Origin of the sequence: Kytococcus schroeteri (genome assembly GCF_002847825.1) — a bacterium.
Classification (GTDB): Bacteria; Actinomycetota; Actinomycetes; order Actinomycetales; family Dermatophilaceae; genus Kytococcus; species Kytococcus schroeteri.
Genome location: NZ_PKIZ01000014.1, coordinates 1 through 19127, shown reverse-complemented (window position 1 = coordinate 19127; position 19127 = coordinate 1). Strand labels below are relative to the sequence as shown.

General features: G+C 74.4%; 19 protein-coding genes. 4 read left to right on the top strand and 15 right to left on the bottom strand.

The window, feature by feature from the left end; translation table 11 throughout:
- Positions 1–53: 53 nt before the first annotated feature.
- The 9 genes from CYJ76_RS08000 to pdxH all read right to left on the bottom strand — a co-directional run bounded on the left by CYJ76_RS08000 (position 54) and on the right by pdxH (position 9344).
- Complete coding sequence (locus CYJ76_RS08000; RefSeq protein WP_101849787.1) at positions 54–518, bottom strand: SRPBCC family protein; 465 nt, start codon at positions 516–518, stop codon at positions 54–56.
- 81 nt (positions 519–599) lie between these two features.
- Positions 600–3245: an AAA family ATPase gene (locus CYJ76_RS07995; protein ID WP_101849786.1), complete on the bottom strand. Its 2646-nt coding sequence runs from the start codon at positions 3243–3245 to the stop codon at positions 600–602.
- The gene (locus tag CYJ76_RS07990; RefSeq protein ID WP_101849785.1) at positions 3242–4381 is read right to left on the bottom strand and encodes a metallophosphoesterase family protein; all 1140 of its coding nucleotides are present in this window, start codon (positions 4379–4381) and stop codon (positions 3242–3244) included. The genes CYJ76_RS07995 and CYJ76_RS07990 overlap by 4 nt, the downstream gene beginning before the upstream one ends.
- Positions 4382–4473: 92 nt before the next feature.
- Positions 4474–4902, bottom strand: a complete 429-nt coding sequence (locus tag CYJ76_RS07985) for a fluoride efflux transporter FluC (RefSeq protein WP_070705642.1) — start codon at positions 4900–4902, stop codon at positions 4474–4476.
- A complete protein-coding gene (locus CYJ76_RS07980; RefSeq protein WP_101849784.1) occupies positions 4902–5288 on the bottom strand; it encodes a CrcB family protein in 387 nt (128 codons plus the stop codon). The genes CYJ76_RS07985 and CYJ76_RS07980 overlap by 1 nt, the downstream gene beginning before the upstream one ends.
- A 27-nt stretch (positions 5289–5315) precedes the next feature.
- A complete protein-coding gene (locus tag CYJ76_RS07975) occupies positions 5316–6392 on the bottom strand; it encodes a hemolysin family protein (RefSeq protein ID WP_101849783.1) in 1077 nt (358 codons plus the stop codon).
- Positions 6392–7747: a hemolysin family protein gene (locus tag CYJ76_RS07970; protein WP_101849782.1), complete on the bottom strand. Its 1356-nt coding sequence runs from the start codon at positions 7745–7747 to the stop codon at positions 6392–6394. Before CYJ76_RS07970 ends, CYJ76_RS07975 begins: the two co-directional genes overlap by 1 nt.
- 27 nt (positions 7748–7774) lie before the next feature.
- Positions 7775–8500 (bottom strand): metal-dependent transcriptional regulator, encoded by a 726-nt coding sequence (locus CYJ76_RS07965; protein ID WP_101849821.1) that lies wholly within the window; start codon positions 8498–8500, stop codon positions 7775–7777.
- A gap of 91 nt (positions 8501–8591) precedes the next feature.
- On the bottom strand, positions 8592–9344 hold the full coding sequence (gene pdxH, locus CYJ76_RS07960; protein WP_101849781.1) for a pyridoxamine 5'-phosphate oxidase: 753 nt from the start codon (positions 9342–9344) through the stop codon (positions 8592–8594).
- A 97-nt stretch (positions 9345–9441) separates the two neighbouring features.
- On the opposite strand from pdxH, the gene CYJ76_RS07955 reads away from it, so the two are divergent.
- From CYJ76_RS07955 to CYJ76_RS12225, 3 genes are all read left to right on the top strand, one after another.
- Entirely contained in the window at positions 9442–10026 is a 585-nt protein-coding gene (locus CYJ76_RS07955; RefSeq protein ID WP_101849780.1) for a hypothetical protein, read from the top strand.
- A 103-nt stretch (positions 10027–10129) separates the two neighbouring features.
- A complete protein-coding gene (gene pepN, locus CYJ76_RS07950; RefSeq protein WP_101849779.1) occupies positions 10130–12793 on the top strand; it encodes an aminopeptidase N in 2664 nt (887 codons plus the stop codon).
- Between the two features lie 113 nt (positions 12794–12906).
- Positions 12907–13176, top strand: coding sequence for a hypothetical protein (locus CYJ76_RS12225; RefSeq protein WP_144043057.1), 270 nt, complete (start codon positions 12907–12909; stop codon positions 13174–13176).
- 158 nt (positions 13177–13334) lie between these two features.
- Here the strand turns inward: CYJ76_RS12225 and CYJ76_RS07940 are convergent, their stop codons facing one another.
- The 4 genes from CYJ76_RS07940 to CYJ76_RS07925 all read right to left on the bottom strand — a co-directional run bounded on the left by CYJ76_RS07940 (position 13335) and on the right by CYJ76_RS07925 (position 16964).
- Positions 13335–14789, bottom strand: coding sequence for an NCS2 family permease (locus tag CYJ76_RS07940; protein WP_101849777.1), 1455 nt, complete (start codon positions 14787–14789; stop codon positions 13335–13337).
- On the bottom strand, positions 14786–15490 hold the full coding sequence (locus CYJ76_RS12490; protein ID WP_070706224.1) for a DUF3027 domain-containing protein: 705 nt from the start codon (positions 15488–15490) through the stop codon (positions 14786–14788). The genes CYJ76_RS07940 and CYJ76_RS12490 overlap by 4 nt, the downstream gene beginning before the upstream one ends.
- Positions 15490–15891 carry a cold-shock protein gene (locus tag CYJ76_RS07930; RefSeq protein WP_101849776.1) on the bottom strand — a complete coding sequence of 134 codons (402 nt, stop codon included), beginning with the start codon at positions 15889–15891 and terminating at the stop codon, positions 15490–15492. Before CYJ76_RS07930 ends, CYJ76_RS12490 begins: the two co-directional genes overlap by 1 nt.
- Before the next feature lie 122 nt (positions 15892–16013).
- Complete coding sequence (locus CYJ76_RS07925; RefSeq protein WP_144043056.1) at positions 16014–16964, bottom strand: hypothetical protein; 951 nt, start codon at positions 16962–16964, stop codon at positions 16014–16016.
- A 120-nt stretch (positions 16965–17084) separates the two neighbouring features.
- On the opposite strand from CYJ76_RS07925, the gene CYJ76_RS07920 reads away from it, so the two are divergent.
- Entirely contained in the window at positions 17085–17321 is a 237-nt protein-coding gene (locus CYJ76_RS07920) for a hypothetical protein (protein WP_070704845.1), read from the top strand.
- A gap of 4 nt (positions 17322–17325) precedes the next feature.
- Here CYJ76_RS07920 and CYJ76_RS07915 read toward each other — a convergent pair whose 3' ends face one another.
- Both CYJ76_RS07915 and CYJ76_RS07910 read right to left on the bottom strand, forming a co-directional pair.
- Positions 17326–18390 (bottom strand): o-succinylbenzoate synthase, encoded by a 1065-nt coding sequence (locus CYJ76_RS07915; RefSeq protein WP_101849774.1) that lies wholly within the window; start codon positions 18388–18390, stop codon positions 17326–17328.
- A 2-nt stretch (positions 18391–18392) separates the two neighbouring features.
- Positions 18393–18935, bottom strand: a complete 543-nt coding sequence (locus CYJ76_RS07910) for an NUDIX hydrolase (protein WP_070704851.1) — start codon at positions 18933–18935, stop codon at positions 18393–18395.
- Positions 18936–19127 lie beyond the last annotated feature (192 nt).

The window sequence follows — 19127 nt, the reverse complement described above, 5'->3', positions numbered from 1 at the left end:
GGGGCGTGCGATCTCCGCGCGATCCGTGTGCCCGTGTCGTGCCCCAGGTGGCGTCAGTCGACCTCGGCCGCGAGCTTCTCCAGCGAGTCCTCGAGGGCCTCCTGCGGCACCAGCGGGAAGCCGACCTTCTGCAGCAGCGCCTCGTCGGTGACCTCGGACCAGTCGTAGGAGACGGTGACGAGGGTGGAGTCCGGGCCCTGGGCCTCGAGGGTCCACACCCACTCCCAGCCGGGCGGCTCGGTGCCGGCCGGGGCGGTCTTCCAGGCCAGCGACTGGTTCTTGTTGTACCCGGTCACGTGGTTGTCGGTCTGGTACTCGCCGCCCATGTGGTCGCCCTCCATGTTCATGGTGAACACCTGGCCGACCTCGGTGATGCGGTCGCCGTGGCCGACCGAGCGGACGAAGCCCGAGCCGTCGAGCTTCACGTGGTTCTCCGGCAGGGAGAGCACGTCGAAGACCTCGGCGGTGGAGGCCGGGATCTCGCGCTGGGCACTGATGCGGGTGGGCTTGTCGTTCATGAGCACCTCCTGGGTGTCCGGTCCGGGCGCGTCCGGTGGAGCGGCGCCCGGCCCCGCCGGCGGCGGGATTCGCCCTCCACGCTAGTCCGTGACCCGACCGGTCGCAGCCGCGGCGGCCCGCAGGTCGTCGGTGTGCACCACGTGGGCGCCGGGGACCGCGTCGTAGCGGCCGGGCGTGCAGGTGAGCACGATGACCTGCGCGTCCTCCCCCGCCCTCCCGAGGGCACGACCCATGCTCCGTAGACGGTCCGGGTCGGTCCACCCCAGGGCGTCGTCGAGCACCACCGGGACGCCCTCACCGGGGTCCACCACACGGGCCACGGCCAGGCGGCTGAGAACCGCCAGCTGCTCCCGGGCGCCGGTGGAGAGGTCCGCCAGCGGGACCGGCACCCCGTCCACGGTGCGGGAGGTGATGGCGAGGTTCGGCGAGACGTCCACGGAGAAGCCGTCGCCGTGGACCACGGCGCCGAGCTCCTCGAGGGCCTCCCGGAAGGGCCGTACGTACGCTGCCTGGGCCTCGGCCCGACGGGCACGCAGGGTCTCCAGCAGCAGGCGCAGCGCGTCCGCCCGGGCCTGCACGCGGGCAAGGTCGGCCGCGAGGTGCTCCCGCTCCGCGCCGGCCCGGGCCAGGGCGTCCGCGCGGCCCTCCTTGCCGGCCTGCTTCACCATGCCCTCGGCCTGCTGGTGCTCGTCACGTGCCCGGCGGTGCCGCTCCTCGGCCCGCTCGGCGGCCACCCGGGCCGACTCCACGTCCTCCGGCGACACCGACCCGGCCGCCGCCAGCGCCGCACGCCGCTCGGTGACCCGCTCCTCGGCCGACTCCAGCGCCTCCGCGGCCACCCTGACCGCAGCGGCCACCGCGTCGTCGTCGGCCACGCCGCGGGCCGCCGCGAGCCGATCGGCCACCCGGGCCGCAGCAGCGGTCGCGGCCTCGAGCTGCACCTCGGCACGCTCCGCCGCCGCCCGGCGGGTGGTCACAGCCTCCCGGGCCGCAGCCTCCCGGGCCCGCAGGGACTCCGCCGCGTGCCGGGCCGTCTCGTGGCCCTCCCGGGCCGCAGCCAGGGCCTCACGGGCGGCTGCGGGGTCCACCGGCTCCTCCGCGGCCTGCTCCACCTGGTGCGCGGCGTCGGCGGCCTCCGACCGCCACTCCTCCACCGTGCGTCCCTCGAGGGCGTCCGCCAGCTGGGCGTCCACGTCGTCGCGCTCGGCCCGCGCCCGCTGCACCTCGAGGTGGCGACGGTGCGCCTCGGCCACGTCGCGCACCTCCACGGCGGCGAGCGCCTCCGCGAGCGTGCGCCGGGCGGACTCGACCTCGTCCTCTCCGGCCCCCTCGGGCGGCAGCACGTGCACCTGCACCCCGGAGACCTCCACCACGGTGGGCTGGGTGACCGGCTCCTCCCAGGGCCACTCGTCGGCCGGCAGCGCCCGGCCGCCCACGCTCACGGGGACGGCGGTGTCGCCCGCCACCCGGAGGCGGGGGCTGGCGGCGTCACGGCGCGCCGTGGCCAGGTGCAGCTGTTCCTGGGCCCCGGTGATGCGTTCCAGTGCGGCGTCGTCCACCACCTGCCCGGCGAGCGTCTCGGCGATCGTCCGCTGCCGGGCCCGCAGGGCGTCGAGCCGTTCCACGGTGCGCTGCAGGGAGGTCAGACCGGCCGCTGCCCGGGCCAGACCCTCGGCCGCCTCGGCGGCACGGACCCCGGACCGCGCCTCGTCCTCGGCGGCCTCGGCCTCCTCCCGCTCACCGACGACCTCGGCGAGCGCCTCGTCGGCCTCCGCACGAGGACCGGACGCCGCCTCCTGGGCCTCCTGCGCGGCCGTCACGTCCGCCGTGGCCCGCTCGGCCTCGGCCACCAGCTCCTCGCGGGCCCCGGCATCGGCCACGGCACGCTCGTGCTCCCGTCCCGCCCGGCGCAGGGCCTCCTCGGCCTCGGCCACGGCACATCGCTCGGACTCGGTGTCGGCCCACCGCTTCTCCAGCTCGTCGCGGGTGCGCTGGGCAACCCGTCGCCGCTCGTCGGCGGCCTCCACCCGCTGGGCCAGGTCGGCGGCCCGCTGCACCTCGGACTCGATGGCGTCGACGGCGGCCTGCGCGGCCTCCTCCGCCGCCACCGCCTCGGCGTGCGCGTCCTGCAAACGCTTGAGCTCGCCGCGCGGCTGTCCCTTGGCCGTCCAGCACTCCCCGGCGTCGGCCTCCACACGCTCCAGCAGCGTGGCGGCCTCGCCCTGCTCGTCGGCCGCCTCACCACCGGACGCGGCGTCGAGCGCCGCGGCCAGGCGCTGCGAGCCGTCCAGGCCGGTGACCTCCAGCGGCCCCTCCTGGAGCAGCTGCAGCGCGCGGCGCAGCGTCTCGTCCCCGTGTTCGGCCAGCAGCCCGCTGACGTGGTTGTGGGCGTCGTCGCCGGTGAGGCGGCGCGCGCCCCCGACGGCCCGGAACTCGGTGCTCGGGCTGCGCAGCCACTGCTTGGTGTAGACGAAGCGCTCCGGCCCGATGGTCAGCTCGGCGCTCACCCGGGGGGCCACGTCGCGCCCCACCGGCTGGGAGTCCTTCACGTACTGCTTCCTGGCGGAGGCCTTCTCCGTCAGCAGCATGTCCAGGGCCTTGAGCATCGTGCTCTTGCCGGCCTCGTTGGGCCCCTCGAGCACGAGCACCCCGGCCTCCGGCACGTCCGCGAGCACGGCGTGCTCCACCCCTCGCAGGTCCTGCACCTCGATGCGGTGGATCCTCATGCCCGTGCTCCTCCCCGTGCGTAGCGGTACAGCAGGCGCAGCGCGTCCGAGGCAGCCACCGCGTCCCGACCGCCGGCCCCGGCGGTGTCCGTGAGGTCCTGCGCGGCGCGGGCCACGTAACCCCCGATGCCGATGTCCGCCAACTCCGCGTCGTCCGGCACCACCACCACGTCAGTGTGGCGGTCCCACGCGAAGGCCGCGGCGAAGGCGTCCTGCGCCCACTCCAGCAGCTCCTGCAGCGCGACGTCCTCGGTGAGCGTCAGCGTGCCAGTGAGGGCGTGCTTGAGCACCACGGTGGACTTGTTCTCCACGGCCTCCCACTCGGCCCGGAGCCGCGCCACGTCGTCGGCGGAGTCCACCTGCCGGGAGACCTGCAGCATCTGCCAGGTGCCCACGTGGACCACCTCGCAGGACGGCTGCTCCTCCCCCTGGCCCAGGTCCACCACGAGCACGTCCCCCACGTGCTCGTCGCGGAAGTCCGTCACCTCCACCGCACCCGAGTAGTGCACGCGCCCACTGGAGTCCGCCCACCGGGAGTGCCGGTCGCCGAGGGCCACCCAGTGCACGAGCCCCTCGTCGAGCGCCCGCCGCATGCGGGCGCCGTCGAGCGCCGAGACCCGGTGGCCCGGGTCGAGCTCCCGCAGCTGGCCGTGGGCGACGAGGACCCGCCGCACCCCGTCGGCCGGCGGGTCGAGGAGGTCGAGCACCTCGGCCACCACGTCGCGGTCCGGCCGGTTGGTGGTCAGCGGGACCCCCACCAGCTCCACCCCCTCGGCCACCGTCACGGGCTCGCTGTCGCGCAGCACGTGCACGTGCCCCAACCCGGCCCCGGTGAACACCTCCTGGTCGTAGATCGAGGCGGCGTCGAGCGCGTCGTGGTTGCCGGGCAGCAGGTAGACGTCCACCGGCACCTGCCGCAGCGCCTCCATGGCCCGTCGCACCGTGTCGCGCCCGAGCTGGTTGGAGTCGAAGACGTCCCCCGCCACCACCATGAACGCGCAGCCGTGCTCGGCCGCCACCTGCCCCGCCCGCACGACCGCGTCGTTGCGCGCCTGCGTGAAGCGCGCCTGGTCGGCCTCGGAGAACCAGCGCCGGGTCATGCCCCACTGCCAGTCGCTCGTCTGCAAGAACCTCATGCCCGCAGGCTAGGGGGCACCCCCGACAACATCCCCCGGCCGTCCACAGGGCCGGCCCGATGCAGGGAACGTGCCCGGCGCCGAGACGCACCTCAGCCCGTCAGCGCCACGGACGCCTCGGCCGCCAGCCGCGCCGCCCCGGCTCCCAGCACCCAGGTGGCCAGCCCCAGCGCAGCGGCCACCGCCCGGTCCCCGGCCACCCACCGCCGGACCACCTGCAGCGTCAGCGTCGACCAGGTGCTCAGCGCCCCGGCCAGCCCACTGCCGAGCAGCCACCAGTCCCAGCCCAGCACGGGTCCGGACACCAGCGGCAACGGCGCGGACCCCGGGGCCGACGACACCAGCACCGTTCCCCCGGCCACCCAGCCCAGCAGCGCGCACGCCACGAGGTTGGCCACGAGCACGCCCACCTCGGCCACGGCCGGGACCCACCGCTGCGCCGCCCGGTCGGCCGCGTACCGCCCCACGGCACCCAGCGCGCCGCCCACGGCCACCCAGAGCAGCACCGTCACCGAGGGCATCAGCGCACCGCCGCCTCGCCACCGACGGCCCCCACACCGTCCTGCCCCCGCACGACCCGCCCCACGCGCACGCCCGCCCAGGCCAGCAGCACACCGACCGCCAGCAGGAGCGGCCCGGCCCAGAACCACGCCCACGACCCGGCCATGAGCAGCGCCCACCCGCTCACCGTGGTGAACCCGCCCAGCGCCCCGGTGCCCACCAGCACGAGCAGCCCCGGCCGCCGACCGGACCACACGGCATCGGCCAGACCCAGCAGGAAGGCCCCCACCAGGTTCACCACGAGCACGCCCACCGCGGACCCCCAGGCCTCCGAGAGCAGCACCCGGGCCACCGACCCGACCGCGCCACCGAGCACCACCAGCGCCCAGGGCCGCCACCCGGTCACGGCACCACCACCGGAGCCACCCGGCCGTCACCCGGCCCGGCGCAGACCCCGGCTGGCCCCCGCGGCGCGCACCAGCTCGTCGGTCTCGTCGTCGAACTGGCCGAGGATCTGCTCGAGGATGTCCTCCAGTGCCACCATGCCCACCTTGCGCCCGGCCGGGTCGGCCACCATCGCCAGCTGGGCGCGGTGCTGCCGCATCTGCGTGGCGGCGTCGATGAGGGGCAGCTCGCGGCGCAGCGTCGGCATCTGCTGGCGCAGGTCCACCACGCCCGGGTTGGTGCCCGTGGCCCGCGCGGTCACGGCATCGCGCACGTGCACCAGGCCCACGTAGCGCGACCCGTGCGTCACGATGAGGCGCGAACGCCCCGTGCGGCGGCTCAGTTCCTCGACGTCCGCCGCGGTGGCGCCCACGTCGATGGTCACGAGGTCGCGCGCCGGCCGGGTGACCGCCGAGAGGTCCTGGTTCTCCAGACGGAACGCGCCGGCCAGCAGGCGGGCGTCCTCGTCGGGCAGCACGCCGGCCTCCTGCGAGGAGGACATGAGGCGCTGCAACTCGGCCGGCCCGTGCTCCTCCTCGATGGTGTCGACGGCCTCCACGCCCACCAGCCTCAGCCCCAGGTTGGTGATCTCGTTGAGCAGCCAGATGAACGGCTTGGTCACCATGGCGAAGGCCCGGAAGGGCAGGGCCACGACCACCGCGGCGGTCTCCGGGTGCGCGATGGCCCACGACTTGGGCGCCATCTCGCCGACCACCATGTGCAGGTAGGTCACGAGGGTCAGGGCCACCACCAGGGCGACCGGGTGGGTCAGCGCGTGGGGCACGTGCAGGGCGTGCAGCACCGGCTCCAGCAGGTGGGCGATGGCCGGCTCGGCCATGGCACCCAGGCCCAGCGTGGCCAGGGTGATGCCCAGCTGGCTGGCGGCCAGCATGAGCGAGAGCTCCTTGCTGGAGGCCACGGCGGCGCGGGCGGCACGCCCCCCGGCCTCGGCGCGCTCCTCCAGGCGGTGGCGCTTGGCGGCCATGATGCCGAACTCGGCGGCCACGAAGAACCCGTTGGCCGCCAACAGCAGCACCGAGAGCAGGATCTTCTCGAGCTCCCCCATCAGGCCACCTCCTCCACGTCGTCCACGGTCACCGGCGCGAGCAGCACCTCGTCGGGCACGTGGCGCTCCACCGCCACCACCTCCAGGCTGGTGCAGGCGCGCACGGTCTCGCCGTCGGCGTCACGGACGGTCCAGGCCACCTCGGCCACGTCGCCCTCCTGCACCACGCGACCCAGCGTCTTGAGCACCAGTCCGGAGAGGGTGTCGTAGTCGTCGCTCTCCGGCAGCGCGATGGAGGTGAACTTGCGCACCTCGTCCAGGCGCAGGTTGGCCGGCAGCAGCCAGGTGCCGTCGGCGCGCTCGGTGGCGGGCGACTCCTCCTCGTCGTCCTCGTCGAGGATGTCGCCGACCACCTCCTCGGCGATGTCCTCGAACGAGACCACGCCGGCGAAGCCCCCGTGCTCGTCCACCACGACCGCGATCTGCCGGTGGCGGCGACGCATCTCCTCCAGCGCCTTGGTGACGCCCAGCGAGGTGGGCAGCAGCACGGCCTCGTCCACGATGCGGTGCACCACCGTGCTGGCGCGCTCGGCCACCGGCACCTCGAGCACGTCGGAGATGCTCACCACGCCCACGATGTCGTCGATGTCGCGCCCGTACACCGGGTAGCGGCTGTGCCCGGTGGCGAGCAGGTCCACCAGCTCGGCCACGCTCGCGTCGGCGCTCACGGTCTCCACGTCCACGCGGGGGGTCATCACCTCGCCGACGGTGCGGTGGCGGAAGGCCAGCCCGCGGTCGAGCAGGTCCTGCAGCTCGTCGTCGAGCAGGCCGCTGGCGTGGGACTGGTCGATGATGCGCTGCAGGTCCTCAGGTGTGGCGGCGGAGTCGAGCTCCTCCACGGGCTCGATGCCGACCTTGCGCAGCAGCCACGCCGCCGAGCTGTCGAAGAAGCGCACCACCGGGCCCACCACGGCGAGGTAGGCCGCCGTGGGGGCGGCCAGGGCCCGGGTGAGGGCCACCGGGCGGGCGATGGCCCAGTTCTTGGGGCCCAGCTCACCCAGCACCATCTGCACGATCGTGGAGAAGAGCAGCACCCCCAGCGAGATGGCCACGGCGGTGGCGCCACGGGAGGCCTGCTCGGCGCCCACCAGGTCGCGCAGGCCGGCACCGATGAGGGGCTCGGCCGCGTAGCCGACGAGCAGCGTGGTGACGGTGATGCCGAACTGGGCACCCGAGAGCAGGAAGGACAGCTGCGTGGTGAGGTCGTAGGCCTTCTGGGCACGGGCGTCACCCCCCTCTGCGCGGGCCCGCAGCTCGGTGCGGTCCACCGAGACGAACGCGAACTCCTGCGCGACGAAGAACCCGGTGAGGGCGGTCAGGGCGAGGACTGTGAGGACGCCGAGGGCGACGAGCACGAGGGGTGGGTCTCCGATTCCGGGGGATTACTGGGTGGGCTGGGTACTTCGGGGGTCCACGCGGCTGACGAACACGTGCACCGCGATCTCCTGCGGCAGCGAGACGCCGCCGGTGACGCCCTCGCGCAGGCCGCGGGCCACCACGCGGTCGTCGCCGCGGGCCTCCACCTGCACCCGCTCGCCGGGGACCACGCCGGCCTCCGTCAGCAGGGCGAGGGCCTCGGCATCGACCTGCACGGGCTCGCCGATGCGACGCACGAACACGGCCTCATGCCCGTCGCGGACCACGTCCACGAGGCGCTCCACGCCGTCGCGGAAGGTGGTGCCCTGGACGCCGCCGAGCTCCTCGAGGCCGGGGATGGGGTTGCCGTACGGGGACTCCTCGGAGTTTTCCAGCAGGGCGAGGATCTTGCGCTCCACCCGGTCGCTCATGACGTGCTCCCAGCGGCAGGCCTCCTCGTGCACGTACTCCCACTCCAGGCCGATCACGTCCACGAGCAGGCGCTCGGCCAGGCGGTGCTTGCGCTCGATGCGGGTGGCCTGCGCACGCCCCTCCTCGGTGAGGTGGAGGCGGCGGTCCTCCCCCAGGGTCACCAGGCCGTCGCGGTCCATGCGGGCGATGGTCTGGCTCACCGTGGGTCCGGAGTGCCCCAGTCGCTCGGCGATGCGGGCGCGGAGGGCCGGGATGCCCTCCTCGTCCAGTTCGTAGATCGTCTTGAGGTACATCTCGGTGGTGTCGATGAGGTCACTCACCAGGGCCTGCCTTCCGTGGCGCACGAGGGGAGCCCCCATCGTAGGCCAGCGGACCGACAACTGGTTAGGCGATCCTCACCTCCGGCCGGGGTCACGGCTGGAGGGCCAGGTGCGTCCAGGCCGTCTCGTCGTCGAGCGGCAGCAGGAGGTCACCCTGGTCGGCCACGGGACGGGTCAGGTCGAGCGGCTCGGTGAGGGTCCAGCGCCAGCGGTCGTGCATGCGCGACTGGCGGCCGGTCCACACCTCCACCTGGTAGGGGCGCACGAGGTAGCCACCCCAGTGGTCCGGGGTGGGCACGTCGTCCTCACGGGCCCGGTCGGGCCACCGCCCGGCCAGCTCCGCCTCGCGGGCCACCAGCTCGGCGCGGTCGGCCAGCGGGTGGGACTGGCGGCTGGCGTGGGCGCTGATGCGCGACCCCCAGGGGCGCTGCCGGAAGTAGGCGGTCACCTCGTCGCGGGGCAGCTCCTCGGCCACGCCGCGGAAGCGGAGGGCGCGGAACATGCTCGGCCAGGTCCAGGTGAGGGCCACACGCGGGTCGGCGGCCATCTGCTCGGCCTTGGCGGAGACCAGGGAGGTGTAGAAGCGCAGGCCCTCGGTGGAGACGTCGCGGCAGAGCACGGTGCGCACGTCCGGGGCGCCCTCGGCGTCCACCGTGGCCAGGGCCACGGCGGCCGGCTCGGGCACGTCACCCCGCTCCAGGGCCCGGTGGTGGGCGGCGTGGACCCACTCCTGCACCACGTCCCACGGGGCGGCGGGGACGTGGTCGGGCTCGAGGCCCTCACCGGTGTACTCCAGGCGTCCGAGTCGGCGACCGCGCCGACGACCGAGGTCCGAGGGGTGCATGCGCCCAGCCTAGGTCCCGGGAACGCGCGCCCACCTGCCGGTGTTGACATCATGGCGAGGGAGTGAACCCGTCACCCCGCCCGTTCGAGGAGGCCCCGTGGTCAACCCCAACCTCATCCGCAACGCCGTGAAGTACGGGCCGGTCATCGCCGGCGCCGCGCGCAGGTACGGCCCCACGCTGGTCTCCGAGGCGCGCAAGCACGCCCCGGCCGTGGTGGAGGAGGTGGAGCGCCGCACGGGGCGGCGCCCGGCGGGCACCGACGAGCAGGGCCGGCCGATGGCGGACGCCACCCCGCGCCCGACGGGCAGGCTGGTGGACCGCACGCCGCTGGGACCGGCCGCGGCCAAGCGGCGCGCCACCGCCCACGCCCGCTCGGTGGTGGACGGGTCGGTGCTGCAGACCTTCCTGCACTCCCGCCCGGTGTTCGTCGTGTTCTCCGGGGACACCCCGGTGGCCACGCACCCGCACACCGACGTGCCGTACAGCGAGCTGCTGCGCCATGCCGACCTCTCCGCGCGCCGTCGGCCGCGTCCGCACGGCTCGGCGCCATGGCGCCCCGCGCCGGGGGCGCCGGGGGCGCCGGGCGCGCTGGGCGCGCCGGGGTCGACGGGGTCGACGCCCCAGCGCCCCGAGGACGGCCCCGGCGACGAGCCGCTGACCGGCACCGTGGTCAACCCCTGAGGCACCCTTCGTCCACAGGCGCCCGGCCGTCCGTCAGGTCGTCCACCGACACCCGGGGGTGGTGGGGACGTGACCGACGCCACGTCCTGATTGACTGGCCCCCGTGACGTACAGCCCCACCGCCCCGCACTCCTCCCGCAACCTCACCCGTGCCGAGGCCGCCCAGCGCGCCTCCCAGGTCAGTGACCTGGCCTACCGGGTCGAGATCGACTGCCGCACGGCCCCCGATGCCGAGGCCACCACCTTCGGCACCACCACGACGCTCGACTTCACGAGCACCGCCGGGTCCACCTTCCTGGACTTCCTCGGCGGCGTGGACGCGGTGACCGTGGACGGCGAGCCCCTGAACGTCGAGTCCGCCTTCGACGGCGCCCGCATCCAGCTGCCCGAGCTCTCCGCTGGCCGCCACCGCGTGGTGGTGCAGGGAGTGGGCACCTACGGCCGCACCGGGCAGGGCCTGCACCGCTTCATCGACCCTGCCGACGGGCGCACCTACCTGTACACGCACTTCGAGCCGGCCGACTGCCGCCGTCTCTACACGACCTTCGAGCAGCCCGACCTCAAGGCGGCCTTCACCTGGGTCATCACCGCCCCCACCGACTGGGTGGTGCGCTGCAACGCCGAGGACGAGGTGTCCACCACCGAGGCCCCCGCCGGCACCGTGACCGGCCACGAGGTGCCCGCCGGCACCACCCGCGAGTGGGCCCCGACCCTGCCCATGAGCACCTACATCACCGCCATGTGCGCCGGTGAGTACCACCGCACCGAGCGCACCTGGACGGGCACCACCTCCGAGGGCGAGGCGCTCGAGGTGCCGGTGGGCCTGCTCTGCCGCCAGAGCCTGGTGGAGCACTTCGACGCCGACGAGGTCTTCGACATCACCTTCGCCGGCCTGGACTTCTTCCACCGCACCTTCGGCGTAGCCTACCCGTGGGGCACCTACGACCAGGTGTTCGTGCCCGAGTACAACCTCGGCGCCATGGAGAACCCGGGCTGCGTGACCTTCACCGAGAACTACGTGTTCCGCTCCACCCCCACCCGGGCCCAGCGGGCCGGCCGGGCCAACACGATCCTCCACGAGATGGCGCACATGTGGTTCGGCGACCTCGTGACCATGGAGTGGTGGAACGACCTGTGGCTCAAGGAGTCCTTCGCCGAGCTGCTGGGCACGCAGGCCAGCGCGGACACCACCGAGTTCACCGACGCGTGGGTGGCCTTCTCGACGGCCCGCAAGCTGTGGGCCTACCGCGTGGACCAGCTGCCCTCCACCCACCCGGTGGTCGCGCAGATCGACGACCTCGAGGCGGCCCGGCAGAACTTCGACGGCATCACCTACGCCAAGGGCGCCGCGCTGCTGCAGAACCTCATGAACTACGTGGGTCGCGAGCAGTTCTTCGCCGGCTCCACCGCGTACTTCCGCGAGCACGCCTACGGCAACACCACGCTGCCGGACCTGCTGCGTGCGCTCGAGGAGGCCTCGGGCCGCGACCTCGACGCGTGGGTGGGCCCGTGGCTGCGCACGGCCGGCGTGTCCACCATCGGGCTGGAGGTGGACACCGCCGAGGACGGGACGGTCACCGCCGCGCGCCTCACCCAGCACTGCACCGACCCCGTGACTGGCGAGGAGGTGCTGCGTCCGCACCGCCTGGCCGTGGGCACCTACACCCTGACCGGTGGCCGCCTGCAGCGCACCGGCCACGCCGAGCTGGACCTGGCCGGGGAGTCCGTGGACCTCGCCGGCGTGGCGGGCCTGGAGGCCCTGGTGGGTGCCGCCCGCCCGGACCTGGTGCTGGTGAACGACGGCGACCTCACCTACGCCAAGCTCGCCCTCGACGAGCACAGCACCGCCACCCTCGTGGAGCACCTGGGCACCCTGGAGGAGGACACCTCCCGGTCCACCGCGTGGTGGGCCCTGTGGGACGCCACCCGCGACGGCCGCCTGCACGCCGCGCAGTACGTGCGCGCCGCCATCGCCAACCTGGCCGACGAGCGTCACGGCGGCGTGCTCGGCGCGGTGAGCGCCAACGCGCGCGCCGCCATCGAGGGCTACCTGCCGGCCGAGCAGCGCGACGCCTGGCGCGCTGCCTGGGCCGAGGCCTGCCTGGCCAACCTGCGCGCCGCCGAGCCGGGTTCCGACGCCCAGCTGGTGTGGCAGCGGGCCTTCGGGGCCGCGGCGGCCACGCATCCGGCGTCGGGCGAGGTGGCCCGCGGCCTGCTCGAGGGCACCGAGACGATCGAGGGCCTGGCGTGGGAGTCCGACCGCCGCTGGGACCTGTGGACCGCCCTGGCGGCCACCGGCCAGGCCACCCGGGAGGAGCTCGACGCCGAGCTGGAGGCGGAGCGCAACAACACCACCATCACGCGCCATCTGGCCGCCGTCACCTCGCTCCCCGGTGAGCAGGGCCGCCGCGAGGCCTGGGAGCGCCTGCTCACGCCGCTGTCGATGACGAACGACCACGTGTCGGCCACCATCGAGGGCATGCGCCAGCCGCTGCGCTCCGAGGAGCTGGGCTGGCTGCGCGAGGAGTACTTCGGCCGTCTCGAGGGCATCTGGGCCGACCACGCGATGGAGATCGCCGAGCGGATCGTGCCCGGCACCTTCCCCGAGGGCGAGGCCAGCGAGGCCGCCGCCCAGGAGTGGCTCACCACCCACCCCGAGGCCCCCGCGGCGCTGCGCCGCATCGTGGCCGACGAAGTGGACGGCCTGCGCCGCTCGCTGCGCGCACAGCGGTTCGCCGCCGAGGCCGGGCCGGTGGACGTGGCCTGACCCGGCCGTTCCGGTGCCGGCCTCACGGGTTCCTCACAGTCGGGCCCGTGGGGTTGGCACCGGGCCCCCGGTGGTCCACCGTGGTGTGACCCCGACCACGAAGGAAGGTTCCCATGGCAGCCAGCACCCGATCCGGCCTCCTGGCCGTCGCAGCCCTGGCACTCGGCGGTCTCACCGCCTGCAGCAGCTCCGGTGACGACGCGGCTGACTCCGGCACGTCCAGCACGCAGGCCCCGTCGTCGCCCGCGGACTCGCCCACCGAGGAGTCGCCGAGCGAGCCGGGGACCAGCCCCTCGCCGGGGAACGGGACGATCACCATCCCCAGCATCGAACAGCCGTCGGGCGACTCCTCGCCCATGAGCGCCACGCCGCCGGCCTCCTGAGGCATCGCGCGCGAACGGCCCCCTCACCCGCGGGGAGAGGGGGCCGTTCGGCTACCGGGGCCGAGCCGGAGCTCAGTTGAACAGGGCCGCCAGCACGGGGCCCAGGATCAGGGCCGCCAGAGTCACGAGGACGATGATGCGTCGGGACTGGGCACTCATCACACACCTGCCAGGTCGCGGATCGGGTCGATGCCGAAGTAGAGCAGGAACATCACGGCGATGAGCCACATCAGCGGGTGCAGCTGCTTGCCGCGGCCCTGCACCACCTGCAGCACCACGTAGGTCACGAACCCGGCACCGATGCCGGCGGTGATCGAGTACGTGAAGGGCATGAGGACGATGGTCAGGAAGGCCGGCACGGCGATGTCCAGACGGTTCCACTCGATGCCGGTGACCTGCTGCATCATCAGGAAGCCGACGACCACCAGGGCGGGGGTGGCGGCCTCGTAGGGCACCACCGACACCAGCGGGGAGAGGAAGGTGGCCAGCAGGAAGAGCACGCCGGTGACCACGCTCGCCAGGCCCGTGCGGGCACCCTCGCCCACGCCGGAGGCCGACTCGATGAAGCTCGTGTTGGAGCTCACCGAGCCCACACCACCGGCGGCGGCAGCCAGCGAGTCGACCACGAGGATGCGCTGCGCGCCCGGCGGGTTGCCCTCCTCGTCGAGCAGGTCGGCCTCGGCACCGACGGCCACCATCGTGCCCATCGTGTCGAAGAAGTCGGCCAGCAGGAGGGTGAAGACCAGCAGGCTCGCCCCCACCACGCCGATGGAGGAGAAGGAACCCAGCAGGTCGAACTGCCCGATGAGGCCGAAGTCCGGCGCCTGCACCCAGCTGTCGGGCACGCGCGGCACGTTGAGGCCCCAGCCGGTCGGGTTGACGACCTTGCCGGTGGCGTCGGTCTGCGACCCGATGCCGGCGACGGCCTCCACCACCATGGCCAGCACGGTGGCACCGAGGATGCCGTAGAGGATGGCGCCGCGGACGCCGCGCACCATCATCACGACGATGGCCAGCAGGCCGATCACGAACACCACGGTGGGCCACCCGGCGAGGAATCCACCCACACCCATCTCCACCGGCACGGGACCGGAGGCGGGCTTGCGCACGATGCCGGCGTCCACGAGGCCGACGAAGGCGATGAACAGGCCGATGCCCACGCTGATGGCCGTCTTGAGCTGCGCCGGGATGGCGTGGAAGACCGCCTGCCGGAAACCGGTGAGCACCAGCAGCAGGATGATGAGCCCCTCCATGACCACCAGGCCCATCGCGTCGGCCCAGGTGACCTGCGGGAGGCTCGCCACGCCGAAGGCGATGAACGCGTTGAGGCCCAGGCCCGTGGCCAGGGCGAGGGGGTAGTTGGCCACCACGCCCATGAGGATGGTCATGACGCCGGCCACCAGCGCCGTGGCCGCGGCCACCATCGCGATGTTGGGGTCGTGGCCGCCGCCGAGGAACTCGCCGGTGCCGTCGGCCACGGTGCCGATCATCAGCGGGTTGAGCACGATGATGTAGGCCATCGTGAAGAAGGTGACGACGCCGCCGCGCACCTCCTGCACGACGGTGGTGCCCCGCTCCTGCAGGTGGAACCAGCGCTCGAGCGCCGCGTTCACGCGCGGTCCTCGGCGGTGGTGGGGGCGTCGGCGTCGGACTCCCGGGCCTGCGACGGCTCGGCACCGGCCTCGGTCTCGGCACCGGAGGCCTCGGGCTCCACCTCCGAGAGGTCCACCACCTCGAGCTCGAACTCGTCCACGAGCGGGTCGGGCAGGGGGTCGGGCTCCGGCTCGGTCAGGGCGGCGCGGTCGGCGCGCAGCACCTCCACGGGCACGAGGTAGCCGGTGCAGTCGCACTGCTCGCAGCGGGCGGCCACGCGCTCGGGCTGGTGACCGCCGGGGCGCACGGGCAGGGCCTGGGGGGCCACCAGCACCAGCTGGGCCTCCTCGGCCTTCGCGTCGGCCACACCGAAGTCCTCGGGGCGCAGCCGGTCGGCCCACGGCACCCACTCCGGGGCCAGCAGGGCCCCCTCGGCGGGGGCGAGGTGGGCCTCGCACACGGTGACGCGGCGGCTGCGCGGGGCACGGGCCAGGGTGACCTCCCACTGCCATCCGGTGTAGCCCGGCATCAGGCAGGTGAAGGCGTGCGTGACCAGGCGCTCACCCACCGAGCGGGCGCCAGTGTGCTCGCCCACGGAGCCCTCGGCGGCGATGCCGTGCAGGCCCTCGCGGGCGGCGTCCACGGCCTCCATGAGGGCCGTGTCCGGGCGAGGGGCGCGGGCGGGGCGGGTGGCCGGGCGGGACTCGGGCGTGGTGCTCATCAGCGCCCCACCTCGAACTGGTCGGCCACGGCGCGCAGCGCCTTGGCAAGGGTCTCGCCGTGGCGGGCGTCGGGGTAGCGGCCGCGGCGCAGCTGGTTGGACGCGTCGTCGAGGAGGCGGATGAGGTCCTCCACCACCACGGCCATGTCGTCGGCCGGCTTCCGGTCGCGCAGGGTGCGGCCACGCTGCACGGACGGCGGGGCGTCCACCATCGCGACGTGCATGGCCTGGTCACCCTTGCGGCCCTGGACGATGCTGTACTCCAGCCGGGTGCCGGGGCGCAGGGTGGTCACGCCGGCAGGCAGGGCGGCCGCGCGCAGGAAGACGTCACCGCCGGCGTCGTCGCCGATGAAGCCGAAGCCCTTGTCGGCGTCGTACCACTTGACCTTTCCGGTGGGCACTGGGAACTCCTGTTGCAGAAGGGGGGTCGCCGATGGACGGCGAGCAGGATGGGGCGCGACGGCGCCAGGTGTCGGGGCTGGCCGGGTGGCGGTCGCGTGCGGGCCCAGTCTACGGGCCGGCGTCAGAGACGGTGAGCGCCGCCGGCGGGGTCCGAGCCACTCTGCGGGGCGCCGTCCCCGGCCTCGGGGGCGCTGCCGTCGGGCCCGTGCCCGGGGGCGTACTGGCCGTACTCCGGGGCGGGTCGGCCCTGGAGGCCCGTGAGCGGGTGCGGCTGTCGCGGGTCCGGCTGGGGAGCCGCGGCCCCGCCGGGCGTGGCGCCCGGGGCAGGCGGTGCGGAGACCGGGTTCCACACGGCCCCCTGAGCCGGGGGCTGCCCGGTGGGTGCCTGGCCGGGGGCCGACCCGGTGCGCGGGGCATGGGGGTCCCCGCCGTACGGGGCGCCGCCCGGGCCACCCATGCCGCCCGGGCCGTGCTGGCCGTAGGGGCCGTGCTCCCCGGGCGGGACGGCGGCGGCACGACGGTTGGTGCGCACCAGCTGCGCGATGCCCCAGATGATCAGGCCCATCCCGAGGAGGAAGACGAGCAGCGCCAGCAGGAAGGCGCCGACGGTCCAGCCCATGATCCCCTCGAGGGCGTCCCCGGGGGCCACGGCCATGACCGAGCCGTCACCGCATCGCAGGGTGTGGTCGCCGGCCCCCTGGGTGTGGAAGGTCCAGAAGTGCTGCGGGTCCTGCGGGTGGTCCACCAGCTGGGGGTGCAGCTCGAGCTTCTCCCCCGACGGCCCGGTGACCGAGCACGCGTCATGGGCGAGCGACTCGCCACCCTCCCCCATCGCGTAGAGCACGCGGTCCTCGCCGGCCGGCAGGTAGCGGGTGTCCCCGTCCGAGGCCGGGTTGAGCAGGGCCCCGAACAGGTCACCCATGCCGATGGCGACCGGCAGCAGGAACGCCAGGGGCGTGCCCACCAGCAGCGTCAGCCCGCCGAACACCAAGGGCATCACCCCACGGCGGCGGGGCTGCTGCTGCGGGCGGTAGGCGTACGGGCCGGGCTGGCCTCCCGTCACGTGACTCATGCCCGGAGTCTAGGTGAGGCACCCTTCGGCACGGGGGCGCGGGGCGGAGTGGGCAGGGCCCCGCGCCGGGGCCGGTTGTGACACCCTGCTCCCCGAACGCCCACCGAGAGGACCCCTGCCGTGCCCACCATCGTGAAGTCGATCGTCGCCGTGGCCCTGTTCGCCGTGGTGGTGACCTTCATGGGCATGGTCAACCCCCGCGGTCAGCACCGGGCCTTCCACCGCATCACGTTCTGGCGGAAGACCCCGGAGCCCACGCGCCGGGAGCTCGCGGTGCGCGCCGGGGTGAACGCCGCGCTGCTGGCGCTGGTGGTGGGCTTCATCGTGGTGATGGTCTACGACGTGCGGCCCGTCTGACGGGTCACGGTCGGGCGAGCACATCCAGGCACCGCCCGATGCGGTCGGCCCACCACGCACGCCGCGCCGGCTCCGCGACGTTCGCGACCCGGTCGGCCTCCACACGGCGCACCTCCAGCCGACCTCCCTCGGGCGCCAGCGGCGCGGACGTGACGTCCTCGGTGAACAGCCGCGCGGTGCCGAGGCCGCACGGCCCGTCGAGCTCCGGCATCGAGGCGGCGAGGGCCACCCCGGCGGCCAGGCCGACGCTCGACTCCAGGGCCGAACTGACCACCGCGGGCAGGCCGGTGGCTGTGAGGATCTGCGAGGCCGCGGCCACCCCGCCCAGGGGTGCGGCCTTCACCACCACGAGGTCGGCGGCCCCCAGGGCGCGCACCAGCATCGGGTCGGTGGCGCGGCGGACGGATTCGTCGGCGGCGATGCGGACCGGGACGCCGCGGGCCGCCAGCAGCTCGCGCAGCTCAGCCAGCTCGGCGGCGGTGGCGCAGGGCTGCTCGCAGTAGTCCAGGTGCTCGCCGGTGGCGGCCACCTGCTCGAGGAAGGCGGCGGCCTGGCGGACGGTCCAGGCCCCGTTGGCGTCGATGCGCACCCGCACCCCGGGACCGGTGGCGTCCCGCACCGCCGTGATGCGGGCGAGGTCGGCGGCTGCGGAGGCGTCCTCGTCGGCCAGCAGGAGGGCCTTCTCGGCCACCTTGACCTTGGCGGCGGTGGCACCCGGCACCCGGGCGAGGACGGCGGGCACCTCCTCGGCGGCGACGGCCGGGACGGTGGCGTTGACCTCCACGAGCGGCCGCAGCGGGGTGGGCCATCCCCACCACCCGGCCTCGAGGGTGGCGGCCAGCCAGCGGGAGGACTCGGCGTCGTCGTACTCGGTGAAGGGGGCGAACTCGGCCCAACCGAGGGGTCCGCGCACCAGGGCGGTCTCGCGCACGGTGAGGCCGCGGAAGCGCACCGCCATCGGCAGGCGGACCACCACGAGGTGCTCGAGCAGCTCCCCGAGCTCGGGCAGCGGGCGGCCGAGGGTGGGGTCGGCCACGGCGGGTGGGCGCGGGGTGGAGCAGGGCAGCATCGTCAGTCCTCCTGCGCCACACGGACGTAGGACGGGAGCTCCGGGGGTGCAGGGTCGAGGCGGGTGACCGGGTCGTCGGCGAGCACGGCGGCCAGGCGCGCGCGGAAGACGGGCTGCAGCGGAGGGAGGTCCGTGAGCGGGAACCAGCCGGTGGCCAGAGACTCGTCGTCGCCCACCGCGGGGTCGCCGGAGAGCCAGGTGCAGGCGAAGCAGTGGTCGAGGTACTGGGCGCGGTCGCCGTTGACGTGCTCGACCGGGACGGTCACCGACACCCAGGCGAGGCGGTCCACCCGGCACGTGACCCGGGCCTCCTCGAGCACCTCCCGCTCGGCGGCGGCCGCGGGGTGCTCGCCCGGGTCGACGATGCCGGTGACCGGTGTCCACCGACCGTTGTCCGCACGCTGCACCATGAGCAGCTCCCGGTTCCCGGGCGCGGCCGGCAGCCCCGGGGCGGGTCGAAGCACCACGGCCGTGATGCCGCTCAACCACAGGGGCGCGTGCCCGATGTGGCGGCGTAGTTCGACGATGAAGTCCGGGACCGGCATGGGCGGCAGCCTAGTGATCCAGGCCGTCGAGCCGGTTGACCGCGCGGACCGCCCCGGTGGGTCGTGGGTGGCAGGCCCGGGGGGGGAGCCACCAGTGGTGGACGGGGTGGGCCTCAGGGGTTGCGGTAGTCGTGGGGTGTGGTGGTGTACCTCTGGCCCAGGAGGCTGGTCCAGTGGATGGTGCCGTCGGGG